The organism is Aurantiacibacter sediminis, from assembly GCF_016019885.1.
GTDB lineage: Bacteria > Pseudomonadota > Alphaproteobacteria > Sphingomonadales > Sphingomonadaceae > Alteraurantiacibacter > Alteraurantiacibacter sediminis.
Window position 1 is genome coordinate 136,544 of the sequence record NZ_JAEANY010000001.1, and the last position, 23,612, is coordinate 160,155.

Consider the following 23,612-nt stretch of genomic DNA (forward strand, 5'->3'; position numbering starts at 1 on the left):
GCGAGCGCGAGCAGGAAGATGAAGCACAACAGGGCAACGAAAAATCCGCCCACCCAAGCCTTCACGCTTCCAGCTTCTCCATAACCTCGTCGGAGATTTCGTAATTGCCCCAAACGGTCTGCACGTCATCGTCATCGTCCAGTGCATCGACCAGCTTCAACAGCGTACCCGCAGCCTTTTCGTCCATATCGACGGTAATGTTGGGCTTCCACGCGAGCTTCACCTTCTCTGCTTCGCCCAAAGCCTTTTCCATGTCGGTGGCGACCTGGTGGAGCGATTCGGGCTCGGTCCAGATGGTGTGGCCGTCATCGGAGCTTTCGATATCGTCCGCGCCGGCTTCCATCGCTGCCATCAGCACCTTTTCTTCGTCTCCGGCGCTTGCCGGATATTCGATCAGGCCGCGGCGCTCGAACCCGTGCTGCACGCTGCCTTCGGTGCCGAGATTGCCGCCATTCTTGCTGAACGCGGTGCGCACGGCAGTGGCGGTGCGGTTGCGATTGTCGGTCAGCGCCTCGACGATGATCGCGCTGCCGCCCGGGCCATAGCCTTCGTAGCGGACTTCTTCGTAGTTCTCGCCATCTGCCGCGCTCGCCTTGTCGATCGCGCGCTGGATATTGTCCTTGGGCATGGACTGCGCCTTGGCGGTATTCACCGCGAGGCGAAGGCGCGGGTTCATGTCCGGATCGGGCGTTCCCATCTTTGCCGCCACGGTGATTTCGCGGCTCAGCTTGGAAAAGAGGTTGGAACGCTTCTTATCCTGCGCACCCTTGCGGTGCATGATGTTCTTGAATTTGGAATGGCCTGCCATGGGAATATCTTACGTCAATGATTGGGAATGATGCGGCTTTACTCCGATGCCGAAGTCTGACGCAAGCGCTAGTCTCCCGGCCTGACGTTCAACTGACGAGCGAACCGCCCTTACTCGGACAGTATATCCGAATTGATCGTGACCTCGCGCCCCTCACCCCAGGTCTGGCGCGACGACGTGACGCGATTGTCGTTCAGCAATTCGAGCACGCGCTCCGGGCTCGGCAAGCGATCCTGTGTGACAAAGGACACATCTCCCGCCGCGCGGTAAAGCGTGATGGAAAAGGCCTCATCGTCATTATCGCGATCATTGATCCCTTCGATGTGCAGTTGCGGGCTGACACGCACGGCATTGCCGTTGTCACCCAGCGCCAGAAGATAGCTCGTTTCACTTTCATTGGCGCGGTACACCGCCTGGCCCAAATGCAGCTGTGAATCCCGGCACCAAGTGACGGGTCCAGCCTCTTCCTGCTGTTCCTCGACCAGGCCCTGCAGCAGACCGCCAAGCAGGCTGTTCACGACATTGTCCGCCGCATCGCCGCGAACATCGCGCGAGCGGCCGCGGAAGCGCAGCTCGTCTTCGCAATCGCCAATAGGAGCAACCGCGACCGCATCGTGGTCAGGCAGTTGCAGCTCCGCCAGTGCGCCTTCCATCCAGTGCAGCAGGCCATCGCTCGTCCGCGTTGCAGAGCTGGCGCGCATCTTCACATACCATTCGCCGACGGCGAACATGGCGACGCCAGTACTGCGCATGCCGTTGCGCGGGCCGGGTTCGAATATCGTTATCAGCCCTGACTGGGCCTCAGCGCCGGATAAGGCAAAGCTGCGTGGGCCGAGCACCCGCTCCGGATTGTCGTAATTGGGGCTCATGGCGATCACCGATTCTGCCTGAGCGAACCATACCGGCAGAGCGCCATTGGTGTTGCGGAAGACGTAGAAGCTCAGAATTTGGCTGCGATCAGCGCTTTCGAAATTCATTCCGATATCGAGCTGATCCTCGGCATAGGCCGCCGCATCCGTGCGCGGCAAACCGCCCAGCATCGCGGGTACCGCAATGTCGCTATGCGGGTGCTCATAAGCCTCGCCCTCCGCGAGCGAAATGGCCTCTTGGGCCGCCGTAGGCGAGACAAGCATCGCGCCCGAAAGTGCGAGCGCCGCCGCCATACAAATACGCGAAATCATGACCCTATCCCCTTCACCACAAAGGCTGGCACATCACCGGCGAAGGGGCAAGACAAAGGGCGATCAGCCCATGCCGAGCGCGGCCTTGTAAGTGTCCAGGATCATTTCCATTTCGCTGCGGTCATTAGTGTCCATTTTCCGCAGGCGCACGATCTGGCGCATGATCTTCACATCGTAACCGACTGCCTTGGCTTCCGCGTAGACATCGCGAATGTCGTCGGCGATGCCCTTCTTTTCCTCTTCGAGGCGCTCGATACGTTCGATCAGCAGGCGCAGGCGGTCGTCAGTGGCTTCAGCCATGTTGGGTAACTCCGGTTGGAATGAGAATCAGTTGCCGCGCTGGTTAGCCGCGCATCCCGGCGCGGTGAAGGTGTAATTACAGAATTTCTCCCCTCCCGCCTGCGGGAGGGGCAGAGAGACTTGGCAGCTTGTCTGCCTCGTCGCAACGGGGTGGGCCGTTCCGGCCCATGCCCACCCCCAACCCCTCCCGCGAGCGGGAGGGGAGTGGCGCGATCACCGAAGGTCTGCCGCGTTTTTGGCGATGCTGGCCTGCATTCGCGCGATCTGCTCCTCGCTCGCCTCGCTCTGGCGCGTGGCTTTCCATTCGTCCATGGGCATTCCGTGGATGAGCGCGCGTGCTTCGGCCTTGTCGCCTTCATATCCGGCATCGCGAATCCAGTCGGCGAGGCAATTGCGGCAGAAGCCAGCCAGCCCCATCAGCTCGATATTCTGCGCGTCGTGGCGATGGCGCAGATGGCGCACCAAGCGGCGAAACGCGGCGGCTGCCACGTCATCGGGAAGCGCATCCAGCGGGTCAGTCGTGTCATGCATAGCAATGCCTCATCTAAAGTGCTCTTGTCTTGTCACATTAGCCTGCCATAGGCTGGGCATATGGCAAACGAAACACGCGCAAAGCTCGACCCTCGCGGCCGCAAGGTCAAGATCCTCGCCACCACCGGCCCTTCCACCGCAGACCCGGACGTGCTGCGCAGCTTGTTCAAGGCCGGGGCCGACGCCTTTCGCGTGAATATGAGCCACGGCGAGCATGAGATGCACGCCAGGACCATCGCCAATATCCGCGCGTTGGAAAAGGAATTCCACCGCCCCATCGCTATCCTGGCAGACTTGCAGGGGCCGAAGCTGCGCGTGGGCAAATTCGCCGATGGCAAAGCGACCATTGCGCACGGAGCGAAGTTCACTTTCGACCGGTCGAGCGAGCCGGGCGATGCCACCCGCGTCGAATTACCGCATCCCGAAATCTTCGCCGTGATCGAAGAAGGCCAGCGCCTGCTGGTCAATGATGGCAAGATGCGTTTCCGCGTCCTGTCGGCGAGCGAAAATGCCATCACCTGCAAGGCCGAAGTCGGCGGCGTAATTTCGGATCGCAAGGGCGTGAACGTGCCCGATGCCGAAATTCCGATCCCCGCGCTGACCGAGAAGGATCGCAAGGATCTCGCCTTTGCCATGGATCAGGGTGCGGACTGGATCGGCCTGTCTTTCGTCCAGCGACCCGATGACCTTGCCGAAGCCCGCCGCCTGATGCGCGGCCCCAATGGCGAACCGCGCGGTGCGCTTTGTGCCAAGATCGAGAAGCCTTCAGCGGTGCGTCGCCTCGATGAAATCATCGAACAGTCGGACGCGATCATGGTGGCGCGCGGCGATCTGGGCGTGGAGCTCAATCCCGAAGAAGTGCCGCCGCTGCAGAAGAAGATCGTCAATAAAACGCGCCTGACCGGCAAGCCGGTGATCGTGGCAACGCAAATGCTCGAAAGCATGATCGAAAGCCCAGCGCCGACGCGCGCCGAAGTTTCTGACGTTGCCAATGCCGTTTATGATGGCGCGGATTGCGTGATGCTTTCGGCCGAGACTGCTGCGGGCGACTGGCCCGAGGAGGCCGTGCTGATGATGGCGAGCATCGCGCGCCAGGTTGAGAATGACGAGGCCTATAAGGACCGCGTCCGCATGCTCGATACGCCGCCCGATCCCACCACAGCCGATGCAATGGCACATGCCTGCATGACGATCGGCGATACGGTAAAGCTCGGGGCGATCGGCGTGTTCACCTCATCGGGCAGCAGCGCCCGGCGCGTTGCCCGTGAGCGTCCCGCTGTGCCCGTTATGGTCCTAACCCCCAGCATGGCTGTTGCCCGCCGCGTGGCTCTCCTGTGGGGCGCGCATCCGGTGGCAACCAAGGACATCGGCAGCTTTGAAGAAATGGTCGCCAAGGGCAAACGGATGGCCCTGCGCCATGGCTTTGCCGAAAGCGGCTCCCGCCTCGCCGTCATGGCCGGCGTGCCTTTCGGCCAGTCCGGCGCGACGAACATCGTGCATGTGGTGACGGTACAGGGCGACGAGTTGGAAGGTTATTCCGGCGAAGGCTGATCGCCATCGCCATGCAGCGGCGCGTCGTCTGACCAGCATTCTTCAAGGGTAGCCAGGCTGCCCTCCACCCAGTTGGCGAGCGGCGTGTCCACATTGGATGTGAAATAGAGGTCGTTGCCGCCGTAGCTGTCATAATGCGCGCTGCTGCGCAGGCTGTATTCGACGCCATCCAGGCTCAGGATCACCGATCCATCGGGGCGCACGGGTATGCCGGGCACCAGCACGCGCGGCGGGGCGATCTGGGTGGAAGCGACTACCGCATCGCGCGCGGCGGGGCAGCGCTGTGTGTCGGTCCATTGGATGGTGCTGGTCCGTTCATCCTGCGCAATGGTTATCCGGCGAAACCAGAATTGCAGCCGCCCCTCCCCGCGCAATACGCCGACTTCCACCGTTACATCGTCACCCATTTGCGATGGATTGCGCGTGAAAGTCATGAAGGGCGCGTAATCGCGCGGGACAAAATCCTGCGGCGGCGCGGCGGCAAGCAGGGTCAGGGAAGCAAGCGAGATCAGCATCGCGCAAGGCTACATCACCCGGAGCCGGGTGGCCATAATGATGTAATAGAAAGAGAATGGAGCGGGCGAGGCGATTCGAACGCCCGACCCCAACCTTGGCAAGGTTGTGCTCTACCCCTGAGCTACGCCCGCTCACTGACGCTCTACCCGAAGACACGCTCCGGATGGGGAGCGGCGCAGTTAGCAACGGTTATCACGCCCTGCAAGAGGGAATCTTGCGCATTTGCGAAAAGTCGGCTCGCCTGCGCCCTGCCCCCTTCACAAAGCGCACAGAAACGCCACATTGCATGCTTACGCGATCACAAGACCTACAGGAGCATCACCTTGGCAAGCATGGGCCTCAATATGGACGAACAAAAGGCAGTCGACCGCTTTCGCAAGCAGGTTGTCGAGCCGAGCCAGACCAAGCTTGTTATCCTCGATTTCTGGGCGGAATGGTGCGGACCGTGCAAGGCAATCGCCCCGATGCTGGAGAAAGTCGCGGCAGAATATGCCGACAAGGGCGTCGTGCTGGCCAAAGTCGACGTCGATGAAGAGAAGTTCATCGCCAGTCAGTTCCAGGTCCAGTCGATCCCCACCATCTATGCCATGTTCCAAGGCCAGCCGGTTGCCGATCTGACGCCGATGCGCAGCGAATCGCAGCTGAAGCAGGCGCTCGACCAGCTGCTCGAGCAATTGCCGGTGCAGGCAGGCGCGCATGATGGCGAAGGTGCCGATCAGATGGCGCAGATGGAAGCGCAGGTCGCACAGATGATCGAAGCGGGGGAAGCGATGCTGGCCGGCGAAGAGAAGGATCAGGCGCTGGAGCTGTTCACCCAGCTTGCAACGCAGGCGCCGCCGCCAATCGCGCAACGGCCCGATGTCCAGTCCGGATACATCCGCGCGCTGGTCGCCAATGATCAGGCTGATGCCGCGAAAGCGGCGCATGACGCGCTGCCGGAAGAGGTTCAAAACGATGCAGCAGTGAAGCAGGCCTATTCAGCGATCGAGCTTGCCGGGCAGCAGGTCGATGATAGCGAGTTGAAGAACTTGCGTGCGGCGGCTGCAGAGCGCCCCGCCGATACAGACGCGCAGCTGGCCTTTGCCGAAGCCGCATTCGCCGCTGGCGAGCGCGATGAGGCGGCCGAAGTGCTGCTGCGCGCCATCGAAGGTGGCGGCGAGGAAGGCAACGAAGCGGCCAAGGCCAAGCTCCTGCAGATTTTCGAAGCGGTGGGGCTGGAAGATCCTTGGGTCTCTGCCCAGCGCCGCAAGCTGTCGTTGATCCTGTTCGGATGAGTGAGACCAAACGCCTTTCGATCTTCCCGCTGACCGGGGCGATCCTGTTCCCCGGGCTGCAATTGCCGCTGCACATTTTCGAGCCGCGATACCGCGCCATGGTGGGCGATGCCCTGGCTCGCGATCGCCGTATTGCAATGATCCAGCCGACCGAACCCGTCGAAGATGCGCCGCTCTATTCCGTCGGCTGCGTTGGAAAGATCGAAGATGTCGAGACGAGCGAGGATGGCCGCTATAATGTCATCCTTCTCGGCGAAACCCGCTTCCGCATCAAGCACGAGCTGGAAGTGGCAACGCCCTTCCGCCAGGTCGAGGCAGAATTGATCGAAGAGCCTGAGGAGGAATACCTTTCGCTCGGCGAGCGAGCCAGCCTCGAATATGAAGCGCGCAAATTCGCCGACAGTCAGGGCTACGCCATCGATTGGGACTCGGTCGCCAAGCTGGACGATGTGACCATGGTCAACGGCATTTCCCAAATCGCGCCTTTCGACGCCGCCGCAAAACAGGGACTGCTCGAAGCCCCGAACCTGCGAGAAAGATGCGACTTGCTTGCAAGCCTGCTGGAATTCTTCGGCAAAGGCGATCCTGATGAAAGCAGTGTGACGTTGCAGTAGAGCCTTCTCCCTTGACGGGAGAGGGATAGGGTAGCTTTATCGCGCAGCGATCTAGCGAAGCTTGGGTGAGGGTGTCAGATGCCACCCACCCTCTTCCAACTCCGCCTAGCGATTAAAATCGCAAGTCTTCGTATCCTTCTCCCGTCGAGGGAGAAGGATTAGATTCCAAAACTCCCGCGCAGCCCGTCGATCACATATTGCGCCGCGAGAGCTGCCAAGAGCACACCGAGCAGGCGGGTAATCACGGCTTCGACCTTGTCGCCCAGCAGGCGGATCAGGGGGCCGGCGGCAATCAACGCGAGCATCGTGATGAAAAGCACGCTCACCAGTGCGCCCAGAACGACGAGGCTTCCTTCAAGCCCCTCCGCCTCATTCTGCAAAAGCATGATCGCGGCGATCGCGCCGGGGCCGGCGAGCATGGGCATCGCCATCGGGAAAACGGAGACATCCTCCACCTGCGGAGTGGCGGCGACCTTTTCGGCACGCTCCTCGCGGCGCTGGGTGCGTTTTTCGAATACCATTTCCCACGCGATCCAGAACAGCATCAGCCCGCCCGCAATGCGGAAAGCGTCGAGTTCAATATGCAGCGCGCCAAGCAGGTCCTGCCCGAAAAGCGCGAACACCAGCAGGATGATCAGCGCGATAAAACAGGCGCGGATCGCCATATTGCGCGCCTGCGCAGCGGTGGCGGCTTTCGTGAGTCCGGCATAGATCGGCGCGCAGCCGGGTGGGTCGATCACCACGAATAGTGTGATGAAAGCCGACAGGAAAAGCTCGGTCATGGCTGGCGTCACGCCTAATCCTCCAGTGCCGGGGGCGCGGTCCAGAACAGGGCGCGCTGCACTTCGCCGTCCCTTACCCAGTTCACGATCACGCTGCGCTCTCCGCTGGCCGTGTGGAACCAATCCCAGCGCAATGTGCGATCAGCAGAGAAGCGCCCGCCGCTTTCGGCCATCGGCATAAGTTGTACAGCGATCTCAGGCTGCGCCTCACCGACGCGCGGGCAATCCGCCACCATGCCATTGATCGCAGTCAGGCCCGGCACGATGATGGCATCTTCAGGAATATCAGGCTCTTCAATTGGTGTGGGCTGCGGATTGTCCTGCGCGCCGATATCGTAAATCCATTTATAGCTGCCGTCGCTTTGCAGCTCCCAGGCGGTGACATAATTGCCGACCAGCCCCTCAGTGTCCTGAAACCGGCCGAAGGTCACGGCAAGCGTGCCATCACAGCTCGACCAGACGGTGTTCGGCCCCCAGACAACCGACTCCTCCGGATCATCCAGCGCGGCGAGCCACGGTGCGGCTTCGATCGGTCCATTCTCGCCGTGGATCAGCGCGCCGGGTGCAGCAGTGGCGGCGAAGGCGGTCCACTGGCCCTCTTCTCGCGCCATTCGTGCGAATGCGAAGTCGGCAGCGGCGACACTGCCCGGATCGCCGACCGAGCCGAGGCGCTCCAGCGTGCGCTCTGCCGCGCGGGATTGGCGGTTGAGCGCCTGTTCGCGCGGAGAGGTACAGGCCCCCACCATGGCGAAAAGCGCGACAGCCGAAATCAGGATTTTCGCGTTCATAATTCGCCCCTGCGCGGACGAGTGGAATTTGTCAAAGCCCCTTAGGCGAGGCTGCGAATGATAGTGTCGAGAATCTGCAGGCCGATGATCAGGACCAGCGGCGAGAAATCGATTGCTCCGGTGTCAGGCAGGATGCGCCGGATCGGCCGCAGGATCGGATCGAGCAGGGCATTGATCGAATTATATACCTGCATGAGAAATTGATTGCTGGGGCTCACCACATTGAATGCAAACAGGAGGCCGATAATGAATTGCACAATGATCAGCATGATCACTGCGCTGAAGATAATTCCGAAAATTTCGATGAGAGGCGCCATGAGTTTCCTGTTTCGACCTGAGGGGCACGGTCGCTCGATGCGCCGCCCGGATTACGTCCCTGTTCTTCTATTTAGGGATCACGAGGGGAAGGCTCAACCCGCGCTGACGAGAGTTCCTGCACCGCGGCTGGTGAAGAATTCGAGCAGCATGGCGTGCGGCACGCGTCCATCGAGGACGACAGCAGCTTCACAGCCCGCCTCCACCGCATCGACGCAGGTCTGTAATTTGGGAATCATGCCGCCGCTGATAGTGCCGTCTTCGTGTAGGCGGCCAATCTGGGCAGGTGTCAGATCGCTCATCAGCGCGCCCTTCGCATCAAGCACGCCCGGCACATCGGTGAGCAGGAACAGCCGTGCTGCACCCAATGCCGCCGCGAGCGCACCCGCCATCGTATCGGCATTGATATTGTAAGTCTGGCCCTCGCCATCGCTGGCGATGGGGGCGACGATGGGGATCATGCCCGCATCGCTCGCTGTCTTGAGGATGGTGGTATCGACATGCTTCGGCTCCCCGACAAAGCCGAGGTCCACTGCCTGCTCAATCTGGCTGTCGGGATCCTTCACCGTCCTATTGACCTTTTCGGCGCGGACCATCTTGCCATCCTTGCCGCTAAGGCCGATCGCCTTGCCGCCCGCCTGGTTCACCCAGCCGACCAATTCCTTGTTGATGGCGCCCGACAGAACCATTTCTGCCACTTCGGCAGTCGCCTTGTCCGTCACACGCAGGCCATCGACGAATGTGCTTTCGACGCCCAGTTTTTTCAGCATAGCCCCGATTTGCGGCCCGCCGCCATGGACCACGACAGGGTTGATGCCGACAGCTTTCAACAACACGATGTCTCGCGCGAAATCCTCCGCCGCGGCGGGATCGCCCATGGCGTGGCCACCATATTTGACCACGAAGCTGCGCCCGGCATAGCGCTGGAAATAGGGCAGCGCCTCAATCAGCGTTTCGGCTTTGGCCAGCATCGGATCGGGTAAAGTTTCGCTCATCGCCCTTGGCATAAGCCGCTCTTCCGAAGAGGGCCAGCTTTTCCGCCGAAGAGGCTTCCTGTGGATTTTAACGGTATACTAACCCTCTCCTGCGAAATTCCCCTGAGGCAAGCGTGCCACTGCGCCTGCCACACCTTTCAAGCGACGCCGAGGGGGGCAGCATGAACGAACCGAAAGAAAAGCGCGGCGACCGCCGTGAAAGCGGAGATCGGCGCAAGGCGCAGCTTCCATTCGACGGGCCTGACCGCCGCAAAGGCGGTGATCGGCGCAGCGGCGAAGATCGCCGTGCAACGCCGCGCGTTTATTCGTGCTGATTGATCTGGGCGCTTATTCATCTGGTCAAGGCCGCCAAGCTGCGGCAGGTTGGCCGGCATGAAACGCAAACTCTACAATTCGCTGCTCGAACCGCTCGAACATGAGCTAGTGCGCATGGCGCGCTGGGCGAAAGCCAATGGCGAGCGCATATGTGTGCTATTGGAAGGCCGCGATACGGCGGGCAAAGGCGGCACGATCAAGGCCATTTCCGCGCGGCTCAATCCGCGCCAGTGCCGCGTCGTCGCCCTGCCCAAGCCGAGCGATGTCGAGCGCACACAGTGGTACTTCCAGCGCTATGTCCCGCACCTGCCCGCCGCTGGCGAGATCGTCTTGTTCGATCGCAGCTGGTATAATCGCGCAGGCGTTGAAAAGGTGATGGGCTTTGCCGATGAGCGGCAGGTCGCCAATTTCCTGCGTAATGCGCCTGTTTTCGAAAAACTTCTGGTCGACGATGGCATCCGCCTGTTCAAATACTGGCTCTCCGCCGATCAGGAACATCAGGAGGAACGCTTCGCCGAGCGGCGGGAAGATCCGCTCAAGCGGTGGAAGCTGTCACCCATCGATGTGGCATCGCGCACCAAATTCGCCGAATATACTGTCGCGCGCGAAAAGATGTTTGCCGCCACCCATACCGAGCATGCCCCGTGGACAGTCGTCGATTACAACGACCAGAGGCACGGGCGGCTGACACTGATCCGCAATCTGCTCGACAGGCTGCCCGATACGCATGTGCCGGACGAGGAGCTGGCGTGGCCCGAACTCGGCCATGAACCTCTCGGCGAAGAGCATGGCCAGCTTCACCCCATCGCTCCCTTCCCGCTGGAGGATTAAGCGCTGTTCCGCAAGGCGGGCACACCACCGCGCTTCGACGCCAAATGGCAGGATCGGCGGCGCAGGAAACGGTCTTGGCGGCGGCTGCGCTGGCCATTGCTTATCGTGATCATAATTGCCGCAGCTTGGGCCTATGAGCGGTTTGGGTACCGTTCGGCGGAATGGGACATGGTGGATTACGATTGGATCGAATGCGGCACTGGGAGCGGAGCCGCCTGCGTCATCGATGGCGATACTCTGGTGATCGGCCACAGGCGCATTCGCCTGACAGGTTTCGACACGCCAGAACGCGACGGTGCCTGCGAAGCCGAACGGCGGCTGGCATCCGTCGCACGCTATGAGCTGACGCGCTGGCTCAATCGCGGCTCGTTTGAAATGGACGGCGGAGCAGAGCCGCCACGCGATCAATATGGCCGCGAATTGCGGAGCGCGCGACGCGCAGGGGAACAAGTGGCCGACTACATGGTGGCCCGCAATCTCGCCCGCCGCAGCGGTTTCGACCAAGATTGGTGCGCCGGTGAAGGCTAGCCCGCAGCGCTGACTCGCGCGTTTTCTTCCTCATCAGCCGGTGCTTTCGGGAGCGTCGCCTTGAGGAGCAGGAAGCCTGTAATGGCCGCGATGAGCGATCCGGACAGGACTCCGATTTTAACCGCGTCAATCTGCGCCGGGTCTTCAAAGGCAAGGTTGCCGATAAACAGGCTCATGGTGAAGCCGATTGCAGCGAGCAGCGAGACGGCATGCACCTGCTTCCACCCGACATTCTCGGGCAGAGTTGCGATGCCGGACTTCACAGCGGCCCATGCAAAGCCGACGATGCCGATCTGCTTGCCGATCAGCAGGCCGAGCGCAATGCCCAGCGGCAGCGGAGCAAGCAGCGTATCCAGGCCCACACCCGTCAACGAAACACCGGCGTTGGCAAATCCGAAAATCGGGATCACGAGAAACGCCACATAGGGGTGCAGAGCATGCTCCATCCGCTCGAGCGGGCGTGAACCGTCTTTCGCCTGCACCGGCACACACATGGCGGCGGCCACACCTGCAAGGGTCGCATGGACGCCGGACTTGAGCACGAAAACCCACAGGACGATGCCGAGAATGACGTACGGTATGCTGGAGCCTGTCTTCGCGCGGCCGAACGCAGCCAGCACAACCAGCGTTACCGCCCCTGCGAGCAGCATCGTGATGTCGGTTTCCGCGGTATAAAAGAGCGCGATAATCGTGATCGCGCCGATATCGTCGATCACCGCAATCGCCAACAACAGGGCCTTCAGCGCGACAGGCACGCGCGGGCCGAGCAGCGAGAGGATACCCAACGCAAAGGCAATATCAGTTGCGGCGGGAATCGCCCAGCCGCTGATGTTCTCAGGCGAGTTCCAATTCAGCGCAAGAAACACCGCAGCGGGGATCGCCATGCCGCCGACAGCAGCAGCGAGCGGAAGGCTCGCCTTGTTCCAACTATTGAGCTGGCCGATCAGCGCTTCACGCTTCACTTCCAGACCAACGAGGAAGAAGAAGATCGCCATCAATCCATCGTTGATCCACAGCAGCAATGGCTTGTCGATCATAGCTGAGCCGATGCCCGCGACCACGGGTATTTGCAGCGCGCTGAAATAGCCCTCCGCCAAGGGCGAGTTGGCAATTATCAGAGCAAGCGCTGCAGAAGCGATCAGTACAATACCGCCGGCGCTTTCCTTCTTCAGAAAATCGGTGAGCATGGGAGCGACTTTGCTAATCATAGTTTCGTCTCTTCAGCGGATCGGGGCAGGCGGTAAGAGGATTTCCAAAAAAGCGAGGGGCGGACCGGCCGCGACATTTGGGGGGGGAAGGGAAGTGGACTTGCCGCTTCCGCCCCGCCCCTCGCCGAGGCTTAGCCTCGAGAGGTGGCCAGCACGTGGCTGGGTGTCAGGCGGACCAGATGCTCCTTGACGCGCAGTTTGCGGCGCTTGAGAGCCATGACTTTCAACTGATCGGGCAGCCGCCGCATGCTTTCCATGCGCAGCGCTGCGTCCAGCTTCTGATGAAGCTCGGTGAGTTTATAGAAACGGGCCGACATCCAAAATCTCCCAAAACACGGGTTGAAGATGATCGGTCAGCTTTTGCTGTGTTTTGTGGGGAGAAGCGTCCGGCTCTCCGTTCAAACACGCATCGGCTGTCCGATGCGGTCCGACATCACAAGCGCAAATGAGACGCTTGCCAGAGGGGCCCGGTCCGCATTCATGTAAATGTATAACATCGGATTTGGTTTCAAGCAGAAGCGATTTTTTGCATCACCTCCCGTTTTCAATGGGCCTTTCCTATCAGTGCCGCGCCGCCTAGGCTTACGCAAAACATCTTCTCTCGGAAGGGGATATCATGGACGAAGCTTCACAACCGCAAACGGCCAGCGCGCCGCGAGACAATTCGCTCAGCATGCAGCGGCCGGTGATCATTTCGATCCTGTATCTTGCGAATTTCGTGCTGGGCGTTTCCGTCTTCATCGGCGTAATCCTCGCCTATGTCTGGCGCGGGGAAGAGCGGACGAGCCAGTGGGAGCAGACCCATTTCACCTATCTCATCCGCACTTTCTGGATTGGACTGGCGATCTCACTTGTTTTCGCGCTTGGGTGGTTTGGCCTGATTTTCGGCACGATGGCTACCTTCGATGCAGGACCGAGCACTTCGGGCCCTCCCGGTGGTTTCTTCGTCATCATGTTCGGCGGCATGCTGGTTTTCGTCCTGTGCGCTGCATGGTTCGCCATCCGCAGCATTCTCTCACTGGTTAAGGCAGGCGAGCGCCGCCCGATGCCCAACCCCAAGGCCCTGTTGTTCTGATGCGCACCTATGCACTCCTCCTCGCCCCCGCCGCGCTTGCGCTAAGCAGCTGTGCGAGCACTTCCGATGCCCCCGCCCTTCCCGCTTCGCAGGAGGCGTTCTGGGATGCGCTCTCCAGCCATTGTGGGAATGCCTATGCGGGCGAGCTCACCAGCTCGGACGAGCGCGATGCCGACTGGCAAGGCAAGATCATGATCGCGCATTGGACCGAGTGTTCCGACACGCGCATCGCCATTGCCTTCCATGTGGAGGACGATACCTATCCCGGCGGCTGGAACCGCAGCCGCACCTGGCTCGTCACCCGTACTGAGGATGGTCTGCGTCTCAAGCACGACCACCGGCATGAGGACGGCAGCGAGGATGTGCTGACCCAATATGGCGGCGACACGCTGTCCACCGGCACGGCGCGGGTGCAGGACTTCCCGGTGGATGCCTACTCCATCGCCCTGTTCGAGCGCGAAGGCCTCACCGCCTCGCTCACCAATGTCTGGCGGATGGAGGTGGATGATGTCGACGCGCCCGGCGCCCGCTTCACTTACCAGCTCACCCGCCGCAACGATCCCACCCGCCTGTTCCGCGTGGAGTTCGATGCGAGCGACCCGATAGAGCCGCCCCCGCCAGCCTGGGGCTGGTAGGCCGCCATGCGGCTCGCCGCGCCGGTCCTCGCCTATTGGGCGGTGACTTTCACGCTGGGCTTCGTGCTCGGCACAATGCGCGTGCTCTGGGGCGCAGAGGCGCTGGGGGAGACCGCCTTCGTGGCCATCGAGATTCCCATCATGCTCGGCGCCAGCTGGCTTGCGGCGCGCTGGCTGCTGCGGCGCTTCGCTATTGCCACTGCGCGCGAGGCGCTTGTCATGGGCGGTGCGGCATTCGCGCTGTTGATGGCGGCCGAACTGGTGCTGGCCAGCGTGATCGGCGAAGGCGCGCGCGGCTGGCTTGCCTCGCTCACCCGGGCACCCGGCCTCTATGGCTTTCTCGGCCAGATCGGTTTCGCGCTGATGCCGCGGCTCGCCATCGGGCGGCGCTGATGTGGGCGCCCCTGATATGAGCACAAGAGTGGAACACTCCCTGAAGGTGTAAGACACGCGCTCCTCAGCCATAATGCACCCCCGGCCTGTCGCATTGGGCGAGCAATTGCAGCATCGCATTATCGTCATTCTTGCGCAGAATTCTGCGATATTTCCCGCGCCGCATCACCACCTGCACCAGCCCTGTGTGGAAGCGATAGGCGGCCGAGAGACCGGTGGACTTTGCCGAGGCGCGATTGATACGGCTCACCCGCCTGCCCAGCGCCACATCCCAGGCATTGGCGAACCCCGCCGCACCTGCCCGCCGCCGCAAGCGATAGGCGCTGGTCACATCCATCCCGACACACCGCGCGGCCTCCGCCACGCAGAGCGTCTGCGCAAGATAACCGATAAACGCACCCTGCCGCTCAGGCGTCCACCCGTCCTTGCGTGCGCGCACGGGAACGGGGTGGAACGCCGGAATGCGGCGGCGCGGCTTGGGATGACCGGCTTGGGGATGGCGAGATGGTGTGGCGCTGCTCATGCGCCGGAGGGTGAGAGCGGGTGCGGGCTGTAGGAAAGCGCAAAAGGGGCCGCCCAAGGAAAGAGGCGAGGCAGCCATAAGCTCCCTCGCCTCTCCTAATTGGCGCGGGTCATCCGCGCAGCAGCCCGGGCGCAAACGCCCTGGGCATGAGCCTGCCAAACAGGCTCTTGGCGCGCGGCCGGCGGCGTCCGCGCATTTTCGCCTTCAGCACCGAGGGTGCACATGCGAGGGTTTTGAAACGGGCCTTCATCTTCAGTCTCCTTGATTGGAGGGTTGGAGAGATCGGCCAGCCGCTGCTCGTTTCGGTGTTTTCCGGGAGGCTTGGGCCACCGTCAAACACGCACCGGCTGTCCGATGCGGTCCGACATCACGAGAGGCTTTCGCCGCCCGCCAGAGGGGCCCGGTCCGCATTGATACAATGTTTCATTGGCGGGGTGGTTCCCGGAGGGAGGGCGATTTTTGGTGGTAGCTGAGAAAGGCCCACCCCTAGCCCCTCCCGCAGGCGGGAGGGGAACATGTCGCGCGCAATCCAACCCTCCCGCTTGCGGGAGGGTCGCGAGACTTACCAGCTTGCTGGTTAGTCGCAGCGGGGTGGGCAAACCCAAACGTTTAAGGCAAACCCACCTCATGCCCGAGTGGAACCCCCGAAACACCAACCGCGCCCGCACCCTGCGCAACGCCGCTCCACCGGCAGAACGCACCCTCTGGCAGCACCTCTCCCGCAAACAGCTCGGCGTAAAGTTCAGCCGCCAAATGCCCGTCGGCCCCTATTTCGCCGATTTCCTGTGCCGCGATCTCAAACTGGTCGTCGAATGCGATGGCGAGAGCCACGATCTGCGCCCCGATCACGACGCGCGGCGCGATGCTTTCATGCAGGCCGAAGGCTACACCGTACTCCGCTTTGCGAACGAGGATGTGCGGCACAACACCGAAGGCGTGCTCCACATGATCCGCGAAGAAGTCGAACGCCTAAAGCCAAAGCCCAAATAAATCCCTCCCGCCCGCGGGAGGGAAGCGAGACTTGGCGGCTATGCCGCCTAGTCGCAGCAGGGTGGGCAATTCCGAGCACCGATCGCCAGACAACACCTCCCCAACCCTCCCGCCTGCGGGAGGGTCGCGAGACTTATCAGCTTGCTGATTAGTCGCAGCGGGGCGGGCAAAATCCCCCCGCCGCTTGCCAGAGAAGAGTGGGGCCTCCCGGCCCCATGCCCACCCCTAACCCCTCCCGCAGGCAGGAGGGGGAGAGGCGAATGTAATTCTAGTCACCCACCGTCAGCTCTTCATAGGGCTTTCGATCGACTTCTCTTAGGTTTTTGCGCAATTCACTCGGATAAACTACTTGAATATGGCCCACACCTTCAATTTCATGCTTGGCTATACGATACTCTGTAGAGCCATGGTTCTCATAGAAAACCAAAACCGCCGAAGTGAGACCATCCTCTACCATTTTGCTTTTGACCCAAGCGAATGAAACTTCGACACTGCACATATGCAAATACCGCACTTCCAATGGACATACATATTCACCAAGGAAAGCTAGGCTATTCCAAGGAAAGTCTTCTTCTTCGTCCTCATCTGGATCAAGATTAAATTGAGTTTCAATACCCGCTCCATTGAGCGCGCCATCAAGAAATAATCGTGTCCGGGTTCTGTCGGATGCTTCAAACTCAGGCGACTCGCCCAACTTTTTGCGCACGAATTCCGCTACGAAAACGCCAAACTGCTCCACAGATTTAATTGTTGTCTTCGAAACTTTCTTTGAGCTGGATTTGCCGGCATCGAAAGCGATTTTACCTGCAATCTGATTCACCAATAGCTTTGTGAAAGCTGAAACAGAAACTATTGCTAGCAGAGCTTCATCAGCGTCGAAGTCGAGCTTGTAATCGTGAGTTGACGGGTTCCTGTAGTCCTCGCGGTAACGCGTAAGCTGTTTAAGGGCGCGCGGCCTTATCAGCTTTTCTTTCTCCAAATATTCTTCGATCTTAAAGGGAGTGAGCTTAGACGGATCCTTTCCCGCAAGAACCCTATAAGCTTCTTTCAACCCCCCTTCAAAGGCTTGATTACAACGGTAAATAGCATCAGTGCACGAATCTAGTTCACCATCGTCCTCTCGCTCAAAGTGCTTTATCGCTACAGCGATGTGGCGCTGAATTGATCGAAGACCTGGCATAAAATCGCCAGCTGGCAAATCCTCGATTGCACCATGAATAATCTCGGTCAGATCCATACCGGGACCTACTCCGCAGCAACACCCTTAGCGCTGGTCTCGCCGAACATATCAGGGCCTTCGTCCGCGACTTCTTCTTCGTTCGCGGCTTTGGCGGTGCGGCGTTTGTCGAAGCTACTCCACACATCCTGCCAATTGCCCGTCGTCGCGCCCTTGGAATATTCGGTGGCGCGGGTTTCGAAGAAGTTGGCGTGCTCCACGCCGTTCAGCAGCGGGGCGAGCCAGGGCAGCGGGTGGTCTTCGACCATATAGATGGTCGGCAGGCCGAGCTGCTGCAGGCGCCAGTCCGCAATGTAGCGGATATACTTCTTGATTTCCTTCGCCGTCATGCCGGGCACGGGGCCATCTTCGAAAGCGAGATCGATGAAGGCATCTTCCAGGCGCACCGTTTTCTGGCACATGTCCATGATGTCTTCCTTCACCGCCTTGGTCAGGCAGTCCCGCTCCTGACAGAAGGCATGGAAGAGGCGGGTGATGCCTTCGCAGTGCAGGCTTTCATCGCGCACCGACCAGCTGACGATCTGGCCCATGCCCTTCATCTTGTTGAAGCGCGGGAAGTTCATCAGCATGGCGAAGCTGGCGAAGAGCTGCAGCCCTTCGGTAAAGCCGCCGAACATCGCCAGCGTGCGGGCGATATCCTCATCATTATCGACGCCGAATTCCTGAAGGTAGTCGTGCTTGTCCTTCATTTCCTCATATTCGAGGAACATGCCGTATTCGCTTTCGGGCATGCCGATCGTGTCGAGCAGGTGGGAATAGGCCGCGATATGCACCGTCTCCATATTGGAGAAGGCGGCGAGCATCATCTTGACCTCGGTCGGCTTGAACACGCGGCCGTATTTCTCGTGGTAGCAATCCTGCACCTCGACATCGGCCTGGGTGAAGAAACGGAAGATCTGCGTGAGCAGGTTCCGCTCATGATCCGACAGGTTCTGCGCCCAGTCGCGGCAGTCCTCACCCAGGGGCACTTCTTCCGGCATCCAGTGGACCTGCTGCTGCCGTTTCCAGAACTCATAGGCCCACGGATATTCAAAGGGCTTGTAGGTCTTGCGGGCTTCGAGCAACGACATGTGGTGGTCTCCGGTGTTTGTGCGAATAACCTATATAGGGAATCACAGGCGTGATTCGATAGCAAGCATGGTCTTTGTGTCGGGGATAATTTGGGGATTGCGGTGCATGCTTTAGGCTATGTTTCGGAACATGCGGCCTCGCGCGTGGATTGATGGGTTACGAACCCGCACTGAAAATCAGGAGCAAGCCCCCCATGTCCGACAGCAAAACGAAGTCCGCCTATAATGAGACCGACGGCACCAGCACTGGCAACACCTATGATTACGAGCCCGGAGACAGCCGCGCCGTCACTCATCAGGAAGAGCCTGATGGTGCAGGCCTGACCGCCACCGGCGTGCGCGAAGACGAGGCGCGGATGCGTGCCAAGGGTGAGCGCCCCGCTCTAAAGGATAATCCCGACAACGATATAATCGAACGCGCGATCGAGCGCGGCCTTAAAGACAGCTAAGGCGTAGTAATCGGTTGTTTTTAAAGGGGCGGGCTTCGGCTCGCCTCTTTGCGTTTGGCCCGACGGGTTTTTGCGACGAGCCGTTGGAACGCAAATCCGCGATACAATGTTTCATTTACGCGTAGCCAATTCCGGCGCGTTGGAGAGAGAGAATGACCACCACATCACGTGCGGGAAAGACCGGCTGGAATACACTGCCCCCGCCGGCCCAGCAGGACGACCCGTCGCCCAAAGTCTCGCAATCGCTCGACCGGATGCGCCAGATGGGCGTGCTGACCGAGGAGAGGCCGCAATTCCATCATGGCCCGCAGCAAAAACAGACCACACGCGCGCGCCACGCGGACGGTTCTCTCGCTGGTGGCTTTGCCAAGTAGCGGCGATTGGCGCGCGCTCAGCGCTCCTGCTTGTTGATGCGGCGCGAAATCTCGAGACCGATCAGGATCGGCGTCGCCCACAGCCAGGTGAGCAGCCCTGCCTCTCTCCAGCCGCCATTTTCAGGCAGCCGCATCGAGCAGCCATAGATTTCCAGCAGGTTTTCGGGCTGGCAAGTCGAGGGCCAATAGGCATCGGCATAGAGGTAAATGCCCAGCCCGAACCACGCCACTTGCGCGACGTAGAGGACGAGAAACCGCGACACACCGATTTCGCCATATCCGTGATGCGTCGGAAAGCGTTTGTTGGCTCTGCTACCCATGCGTCTTGCATACGCGCAGAATGGTTAGGAAAGCCTTACCAAAAATGAGCCGTGCATCATCGGCGATGAAATGAGGAACGTGTGCCCCGCCCTTCCGTTGATTAAGTAAGACGCTAATTTGAAAGGCAAATTACTTTATGTTTGAGAAGCTACGCATCAGTGAACACATGGAAGTCACCAATTCGGAAGGCGAGCATATCGGCACCGTGGATGCGGTGGAGAATGACAATATTAAGCTGACCAAGTCGGACAGCATGGATGATATGCACCACTTCCTCAGCATGAACGATGTCGACCGCGTGAAAGATAATCGCGTGTACCTCAAGAAGGATGCACGGATTCCGGCGGGTCTGGGCAACAAGGCCCAAGCCACCGTCTGATTGAAAACGAGTTTCTGTCCGCCCGTGAGGGTGGCAGCAAAAGGAGCCTGGCGCTCGCAAAGCCTCAAGGAGGCTGGCGAGGCCGGGCTCCGCGTTTCTGGCCTCAGCCCCGGCTTTTCGACCCGAAGAAACTGCCCCCGCCAAGCACGGTGATGCCGAGGAAGAAGCCGAAATCATACCAGCCGCCCGAATTGGGCACGGCGTAGACCGCAATGTTCGGATCGAAGAGCGATCCGATCCAAGCGAAGGGGAAGACGAAGCCATGCCATAGGCCCCACCAGAAACCGGGTGCGGATGCCTCGGCTGAGACACCCGCATCGATCTGGTTCGCACAGGCCGACAGCAGCACGGCCAACCCTACAGTGATGGCAATTCTCTGGAACATGGCGGAATTCTCCTCCCCGCAAATCATCCCACTGGCCTGATATAGATCGCGAAGGCCACCATGAACAACATGGTCAATCCCATGATAAAGAACTTGCGCGCACCCGCCACATCGCCGCCGCGCATCAACACCGATCCGCGCCACGCGTTGAGAATGGCCAGAACGCCGACCACGACGATGGCGGAGACAAACAGCGCGTCATTATCCATGATTGCCTTCCCTTATGCTGCGGTGAGCAGATTATTGATGATCCACCAGATCATCGGCACGAAAATGACTGCAAGCACCATATGCGCGCAGCCCAACGCGGCGCCCGACCGCCCCGATTTGCGCATCCGCCAGCCATTCACAAACACCAGCACCGCAAGCACCGTGCCTACGATCCCGACAATCATCGGTATATTCCCGTCCACGCGCGTCCCCTTATCCCCGCCAGCTTGAACGACAGAGCCTAACCGTGATTGCTGGCGCGGGGAAGCTCTGCCTCACCGCCTACGACCAATTCATCACAAAACAAATCGCCCTCCCGGGCCGAAGCTCGGGAGGGCGATGCGATAAGCCAGTGAAAGGCTTCGCGCCAACTGGCGCGCTAATTCAGCCAAGATTGTTGTTGCGAGTACCGTCCGGGTTCGAAGCCGGAGTCTTCACTCCGTTAACATCACGTACGTGGTAATTTGGATATTCCCCATTTTCGATAGCCCGGACGAACTGTGCACGTGTCATCTCGTCACCCGTGAAATTATCACGAAAACCAGCGTTCCGACCGCTATCGGTTTCTCTGGTCACTTTTACTCTTTTCGGCATAGTTCAATCCTTCTCAGGTTTCCCCAAGGGATTGACTGCCTCACTCTGTTCACACATTGTGAGCACGCAACTTCAATCACCCTTGGGTGTTGATGTTAGAGACCCGGAGCAGTTGCCGCTGCTTCGGGTCTCGGCTTTTCCGACTTCGATATCGGAAACTTGTCAAAGTTCGCTCGTCACTGACAAGCCAGACATTCCTCATAGTCGGTCTGCTCGGCAGCCAGTTCGAACTTCTGCGCATCGGCGGTGTTGTCCGCTTCCACGCCGCCTGCGAAACCGGCGCGCTGCACGCTCTTCGAACGCAGGTAATAGAGCGACTTGATGCCCTTTTCCCACGCTTGGAAGTGCAGCATCATCAGGTCCCACTTGTCGACATCGGCGGGGATGAAGAGGTTGAGACTCTGCGCCTGATCGATGAAAGGCGCGCGGTCGGCGGCGAATTCGAGCAGCCAGCGCTGATCGATTTCGAAGCTGGTCTTGAACGCGGCCTTTTCCTCATCCGTCAGGAAGTCGAGATGCTGGACGCTGCCGTTTTTCTCGAGGATGGAATTCCACACATTGGTCGAGTTCTTCGATTTCTTGTCGAGGATCTTTTCCAGATGCGGGTTCTTCACCACGAAGCTGCCCGAGAGGGTCTTGTGCGTGTAGATGTTCGCCGGGATCGGCTCGATACAGGCGCTGGTGCCGCCGCAGATGATGGAGATCGACGCAGTCGGCGCGATTGCCATCTTGCAGCTGAAGCGTTCCATTGCGCCCATTTCTTCCGCATCGGGGCAAGGGCCGCGTTCCTTCGCGAGCATCATCGATGCTTCGTTCGCCTTGGCATTGATGTGCTTGAACATTTTCAGGTTCCACACCTTCGCCATCGGGCTTTCGAAGCCGATTTGCTTGGCTTGCAGGAAGGAATGGAAGCCCATGACGCCGAGGCCGACCGAACGCTCACGCGCGGCGGAATATTTGGCGCGGGCCATCTCGTCCGGCGCGCGGTCGATATAGTCCTGCAGGACATTGTCGAGGAAGCGCATCACGTCCTCGATGAACTGCTTGTCGCCATTCCACTCTTCCCACTTTTCGAGGTTGAGCGAGGACAGGCAGCACACCGCCGTGCGATCATTGCCAAGGTGATCAACACCTGTCGGCAGGGTGATTTCCGAACACAGGTTCGAGGTCGAGACCTTGAGGCCGAGATCGCGGTGATGCTTTGGCATCATGCGGTTCACAGTGTCGGCGAAGACGATGTAGGGCTCACCTGTGGCGAGACGCGTTTCGACCAGCTTCTGGAACAGCGAGCGGGCATCCACCGTCTTGCGGACGCTGCCATCCTTGGGCGAGACGAGATCGTAGCTTTCGCCAGCGCGCACGGCTTCCATGAAGTCGTCCGTCACCAGCACGCCGTGGTGCAGGTTCAGAGCCTTGCGGTTGAAATCGCCCGAGGGTTTACGGATTTCGAGGAATTCCTCGATTTCCGGGTGGTGGATGTCGATGTAGCAGGCAGCCGAGCCGCGGCGCAGCGAGCCCTGCGAAATCGCCAGCGTCAGCGAATCCATCACGCGCACGAAAGGAATGATGCCGCTGGTCTTGCCGTTGAGGCCAACCGGCTCACCAATGCCGCGCACATTGCCCCAATAGGTGCCGATGCCGCCGCCCTTCGAAGCGAGCCAGACATTCTCGTTCCACGTGCCGACGATGCCATCGAGGCTGTCCGACACGGAGTTCAGATAGCAGCTGATCGGCAGGCCGCGCGTGGTGCCGCCATTCGAGAGAACGGGCGTTGCGGGCATGAACCACAGGTTGGAAATGTAGTCATACAGGCGCTGCGCATGCTCGGCATCGTCCGCATAATAATCGGCGACGCGGGCGAACAGGTCCTGATATTTCTCACCCGGGAGCAGGTAGCGATCGGTGAGCGTTTCCTTGCCGAATTCGGTCAGGTTCGCATCGCGCGTCTCGTCGATCTTCACGTCGAAACGGCGCGGCAGGATGCTCTTGGAATCGCTTTTGGACTTGGCGGCTTCCGACATGGCAGCCTTGGTGGCTTCCGCCATCGCGCCTGCGGCAGCTTCTGCCACCAGCTCTTCGCTTCCGGCGTCTTTCTTATCCATGCTCACTGCCTTTGCCTTTTTCGGAGCTTTCTTTTCAGAAGCGGGCTTTTCAGGGGCATCGGTCGTCATGTTTTCGTCCAGTCCCATCGCCGCATCGTCTCCGTTTCGAAATTCCATTGGCCCCGTTTCCCGTTTCTGCACGGCGCGGGGATGAACCCGGCCGAATGCGTTTTTGTTCCGCTTGTGTTCGACTCGGGGCTGTCACCCCTATGTAGTCATTCACAACGCTTTTTCACATGGATGGGCGCGGAATCTTTATCCCCCGCCCATCATCAGATCACCCACTGCATGGTCCACAAGGCCCCCTGTTCTTTACGCCGGAATTCGCCGAATCCGGG

33 protein-coding genes and 1 tRNA gene are annotated in these 23,612 nt (G+C 60.1%); 13 read left to right on the forward strand and 21 right to left on the reverse strand.

Annotated elements, in window-relative coordinates; genetic code table 11:
• Positions 1–61: 61 nt before the first annotated feature.
• From I5L03_RS00725 to I5L03_RS00740, 4 genes are all read right to left on the reverse strand, one after another.
• Positions 62–808, reverse strand: a complete 747-nt coding sequence (locus I5L03_RS00725) for a YebC/PmpR family DNA-binding transcriptional regulator (protein WP_197919796.1) — start codon at positions 806–808, stop codon at positions 62–64.
• A gap of 110 nt (positions 809–918) precedes the next feature.
• A complete protein-coding gene (locus tag I5L03_RS00730) occupies positions 919–1,989 on the reverse strand; it encodes a hypothetical protein (RefSeq protein WP_197919797.1) in 1,071 nt (356 codons plus the stop codon).
• Between the two features lie 63 nt (positions 1,990–2,052).
• Positions 2,053–2,289, reverse strand: coding sequence for a DUF2312 domain-containing protein (locus I5L03_RS00735; RefSeq protein ID WP_197919798.1), 237 nt, complete (start codon positions 2,287–2,289; stop codon positions 2,053–2,055).
• A 213-nt stretch (positions 2,290–2,502) separates the two neighbouring features.
• Complete coding sequence (locus I5L03_RS00740) at positions 2,503–2,820, reverse strand: DUF1244 domain-containing protein (RefSeq protein ID WP_197919799.1); 318 nt, start codon at positions 2,818–2,820, stop codon at positions 2,503–2,505.
• Positions 2,821–2,880: 60 nt separating this feature from the next.
• Between I5L03_RS00740 and pyk the strand changes: the two genes are divergently transcribed.
• Positions 2,881–4,371, forward strand: a complete 1,491-nt coding sequence (gene pyk / locus I5L03_RS00745; protein WP_197919800.1) for a pyruvate kinase — start codon at positions 2,881–2,883, stop codon at positions 4,369–4,371.
• Here pyk and I5L03_RS00750 read toward each other — a convergent pair.
• Together I5L03_RS00750 and I5L03_RS00755 are read right to left on the reverse strand one after the other, a co-directional pair.
• Entirely contained in the window at positions 4,353–4,886 is a 534-nt protein-coding gene (locus I5L03_RS00750; RefSeq protein WP_197919801.1) for a hypothetical protein, read from the reverse strand. The two genes, pyk and I5L03_RS00750, sit on opposite strands and share 19 nt — an antisense overlap.
• Before the next feature lie 57 nt (positions 4,887–4,943).
• Positions 4,944–5,018 (reverse strand) — tRNA-Gly (locus tag I5L03_RS00755).
• 213 nt (positions 5,019–5,231) lie between these two features.
• Here I5L03_RS00755 and trxA point away from each other — a divergent pair.
• On the forward strand, positions 5,232–6,161 hold the full coding sequence (gene trxA, locus I5L03_RS00760) for a thioredoxin (protein ID WP_197919802.1): 930 nt from the start codon (positions 5,232–5,234) through the stop codon (positions 6,159–6,161).
• A complete protein-coding gene (locus I5L03_RS00765; RefSeq protein ID WP_197919803.1) occupies positions 6,158–6,775 on the forward strand; it encodes an LON peptidase substrate-binding domain-containing protein in 618 nt (205 codons plus the stop codon). Before trxA ends, I5L03_RS00765 begins: the two co-directional genes overlap by 4 nt.
• Positions 6,776–6,933: 158 nt before the next feature.
• Here I5L03_RS00765 and I5L03_RS00770 read toward each other — a convergent pair whose 3' ends face one another.
• From I5L03_RS00770 to argB, 4 genes are all read right to left on the reverse strand, one after another.
• Positions 6,934–7,557 (reverse strand): MarC family protein, encoded by a 624-nt coding sequence (locus I5L03_RS00770; protein WP_197919804.1) that lies wholly within the window; start codon positions 7,555–7,557, stop codon positions 6,934–6,936.
• Between the two features lie 14 nt (positions 7,558–7,571).
• Positions 7,572–8,345: a hypothetical protein gene (locus I5L03_RS00775; RefSeq protein ID WP_197919805.1), complete on the reverse strand. Its 774-nt coding sequence runs from the start codon at positions 8,343–8,345 to the stop codon at positions 7,572–7,574.
• 41 nt (positions 8,346–8,386) lie between these two features.
• Positions 8,387–8,662, reverse strand: a complete 276-nt coding sequence (locus I5L03_RS00780) for a YggT family protein (RefSeq protein WP_197919806.1) — start codon at positions 8,660–8,662, stop codon at positions 8,387–8,389.
• Between the two features lie 93 nt (positions 8,663–8,755).
• Positions 8,756–9,655: an acetylglutamate kinase gene (argB, locus tag I5L03_RS00785; RefSeq protein ID WP_197919807.1), complete on the reverse strand. Its 900-nt coding sequence runs from the start codon at positions 9,653–9,655 to the stop codon at positions 8,756–8,758.
• A 161-nt stretch (positions 9,656–9,816) separates the two neighbouring features.
• Between argB and I5L03_RS00790 the strand changes: the two genes are divergently transcribed.
• From I5L03_RS00790 to I5L03_RS00800, 3 genes are all read left to right on the forward strand, one after another.
• Positions 9,817–9,969, forward strand: a complete 153-nt coding sequence (locus I5L03_RS00790) for a hypothetical protein (protein WP_197919808.1) — start codon at positions 9,817–9,819, stop codon at positions 9,967–9,969.
• Positions 9,970–10,027: 58 nt separating this feature from the next.
• Positions 10,028–10,801: a polyphosphate kinase 2 gene (gene ppk2 / locus I5L03_RS00795; protein ID WP_197919809.1), complete on the forward strand. Its 774-nt coding sequence runs from the start codon at positions 10,028–10,030 to the stop codon at positions 10,799–10,801.
• Positions 10,802–10,906: 105 nt separating this feature from the next.
• Positions 10,907–11,329 carry a thermonuclease family protein gene (locus I5L03_RS00800; RefSeq protein ID WP_197919810.1) on the forward strand — a complete coding sequence of 141 codons (423 nt, stop codon included), beginning with the start codon at positions 10,907–10,909 and terminating at the stop codon, positions 11,327–11,329.
• On the opposite strand, the gene nhaA is transcribed toward I5L03_RS00800, so the two are convergent.
• Together nhaA and I5L03_RS00810 are read right to left on the reverse strand one after the other, a co-directional pair.
• Positions 11,326–12,537 carry a Na+/H+ antiporter NhaA gene (nhaA, locus tag I5L03_RS00805; RefSeq protein WP_197919811.1) on the reverse strand — a complete coding sequence of 404 codons (1,212 nt, stop codon included), beginning with the start codon at positions 12,535–12,537 and terminating at the stop codon, positions 11,326–11,328. The genes I5L03_RS00800 and nhaA overlap by 4 nt on opposite strands.
• A 131-nt stretch (positions 12,538–12,668) precedes the next feature.
• Positions 12,669–12,854, reverse strand: a complete 186-nt coding sequence (locus I5L03_RS00810; protein ID WP_197919812.1) for a YdcH family protein — start codon at positions 12,852–12,854, stop codon at positions 12,669–12,671.
• A gap of 299 nt (positions 12,855–13,153) precedes the next feature.
• On the opposite strand from I5L03_RS00810, the gene I5L03_RS00815 reads away from it, so the two are divergent.
• From I5L03_RS00815 to I5L03_RS00825, 3 genes are read left to right on the forward strand one after another with little or no spacing between them, the layout of a single operon-like run.
• A complete protein-coding gene (locus tag I5L03_RS00815) occupies positions 13,154–13,612 on the forward strand; it encodes a DUF4870 family protein (RefSeq protein ID WP_197919813.1) in 459 nt (152 codons plus the stop codon).
• Positions 13,612–14,247 carry a hypothetical protein gene (locus tag I5L03_RS00820; protein ID WP_197919814.1) on the forward strand — a complete coding sequence of 212 codons (636 nt, stop codon included), beginning with the start codon at positions 13,612–13,614 and terminating at the stop codon, positions 14,245–14,247. Before I5L03_RS00815 ends, I5L03_RS00820 begins: the two co-directional genes overlap by 1 nt.
• A 6-nt stretch (positions 14,248–14,253) precedes the next feature.
• The gene (locus I5L03_RS00825) at positions 14,254–14,640 is read left to right on the forward strand and encodes a hypothetical protein (RefSeq protein ID WP_197919815.1); all 387 of its coding nucleotides are present in this window, start codon (positions 14,254–14,256) and stop codon (positions 14,638–14,640) included.
• A gap of 64 nt (positions 14,641–14,704) precedes the next feature.
• Here I5L03_RS00825 and I5L03_RS00830 read toward each other — a convergent pair whose 3' ends face one another.
• A complete protein-coding gene (locus I5L03_RS00830) occupies positions 14,705–15,163 on the reverse strand; it encodes a hypothetical protein (protein ID WP_197919816.1) in 459 nt (152 codons plus the stop codon).
• Between the two features lie 627 nt (positions 15,164–15,790).
• Here I5L03_RS00830 and I5L03_RS00835 point away from each other — a divergent pair.
• Positions 15,791–16,153 carry an endonuclease domain-containing protein gene (locus I5L03_RS00835; protein WP_197919817.1) on the forward strand — a complete coding sequence of 121 codons (363 nt, stop codon included), beginning with the start codon at positions 15,791–15,793 and terminating at the stop codon, positions 16,151–16,153.
• 268 nt (positions 16,154–16,421) lie between these two features.
• On the opposite strand, the gene I5L03_RS00840 is transcribed toward I5L03_RS00835, so the two are convergent.
• Positions 16,422–17,390 (reverse strand): hypothetical protein, encoded by a 969-nt coding sequence (locus I5L03_RS00840; RefSeq protein ID WP_197919818.1) that lies wholly within the window; start codon positions 17,388–17,390, stop codon positions 16,422–16,424.
• An 8-nt stretch (positions 17,391–17,398) separates the two neighbouring features.
• The gene (locus I5L03_RS00845; protein WP_197919819.1) at positions 17,399–18,460 is read right to left on the reverse strand and encodes a ribonucleotide-diphosphate reductase subunit beta; all 1,062 of its coding nucleotides are present in this window, start codon (positions 18,458–18,460) and stop codon (positions 17,399–17,401) included.
• Positions 18,461–18,654: 194 nt separating this feature from the next.
• Here I5L03_RS00845 and I5L03_RS00850 point away from each other — a divergent pair, with 194 nt between their 5' ends.
• Together I5L03_RS00850 and I5L03_RS00855 are read left to right on the forward strand one after the other, a co-directional pair.
• The gene (locus I5L03_RS00850; protein ID WP_197919820.1) at positions 18,655–18,909 is read left to right on the forward strand and encodes a hypothetical protein; all 255 of its coding nucleotides are present in this window, start codon (positions 18,655–18,657) and stop codon (positions 18,907–18,909) included.
• Between the two features lie 152 nt (positions 18,910–19,061).
• Positions 19,062–19,283 (forward strand): hypothetical protein, encoded by a 222-nt coding sequence (locus tag I5L03_RS00855; protein WP_197919821.1) that lies wholly within the window; start codon positions 19,062–19,064, stop codon positions 19,281–19,283.
• A gap of 17 nt (positions 19,284–19,300) precedes the next feature.
• Here I5L03_RS00855 and I5L03_RS00860 read toward each other — a convergent pair whose 3' ends face one another.
• Positions 19,301–19,603, reverse strand: coding sequence for a hypothetical protein (locus tag I5L03_RS00860; protein WP_197919822.1), 303 nt, complete (start codon positions 19,601–19,603; stop codon positions 19,301–19,303).
• Between the two features lie 137 nt (positions 19,604–19,740).
• Here I5L03_RS00860 and I5L03_RS00865 point away from each other — a divergent pair, with 137 nt between their 5' ends.
• On the forward strand, positions 19,741–19,983 hold the full coding sequence (locus I5L03_RS00865; protein ID WP_197919823.1) for a DUF2171 domain-containing protein: 243 nt from the start codon (positions 19,741–19,743) through the stop codon (positions 19,981–19,983).
• Positions 19,984–20,086: 103 nt separating this feature from the next.
• Here the strand turns inward: I5L03_RS00865 and I5L03_RS00870 are convergent, their stop codons facing one another.
• The 5 genes from I5L03_RS00870 to I5L03_RS00885 all read right to left on the reverse strand — a co-directional run bounded on the left by I5L03_RS00870 (position 20,087) and on the right by I5L03_RS00885 (position 23,391).
• The gene (locus tag I5L03_RS00870; protein WP_197919824.1) at positions 20,087–20,368 is read right to left on the reverse strand and encodes a hypothetical protein; all 282 of its coding nucleotides are present in this window, start codon (positions 20,366–20,368) and stop codon (positions 20,087–20,089) included.
• A 23-nt stretch (positions 20,369–20,391) separates the two neighbouring features.
• Positions 20,392–20,577 (reverse strand): hypothetical protein, encoded by a 186-nt coding sequence (locus I5L03_RS00875; RefSeq protein WP_197919825.1) that lies wholly within the window; start codon positions 20,575–20,577, stop codon positions 20,392–20,394.
• Positions 20,578–20,589: 12 nt separating this feature from the next.
• Positions 20,590–20,781, reverse strand: a complete 192-nt coding sequence (locus I5L03_RS00880; RefSeq protein ID WP_197919826.1) for a hypothetical protein — start codon at positions 20,779–20,781, stop codon at positions 20,590–20,592.
• 181 nt (positions 20,782–20,962) lie between these two features.
• Positions 20,963–21,172: a DUF3892 domain-containing protein gene (locus I5L03_RS13610; protein ID WP_407647587.1), complete on the reverse strand. Its 210-nt coding sequence runs from the start codon at positions 21,170–21,172 to the stop codon at positions 20,963–20,965.
• A 176-nt stretch (positions 21,173–21,348) separates the two neighbouring features.
• Positions 21,349–23,391, reverse strand: a complete 2,043-nt coding sequence (locus I5L03_RS00885) for a ribonucleoside-diphosphate reductase subunit alpha (protein WP_197919827.1) — start codon at positions 23,389–23,391, stop codon at positions 21,349–21,351.
• Between the last annotated feature and the right edge of the window lie 221 nt (positions 23,392–23,612).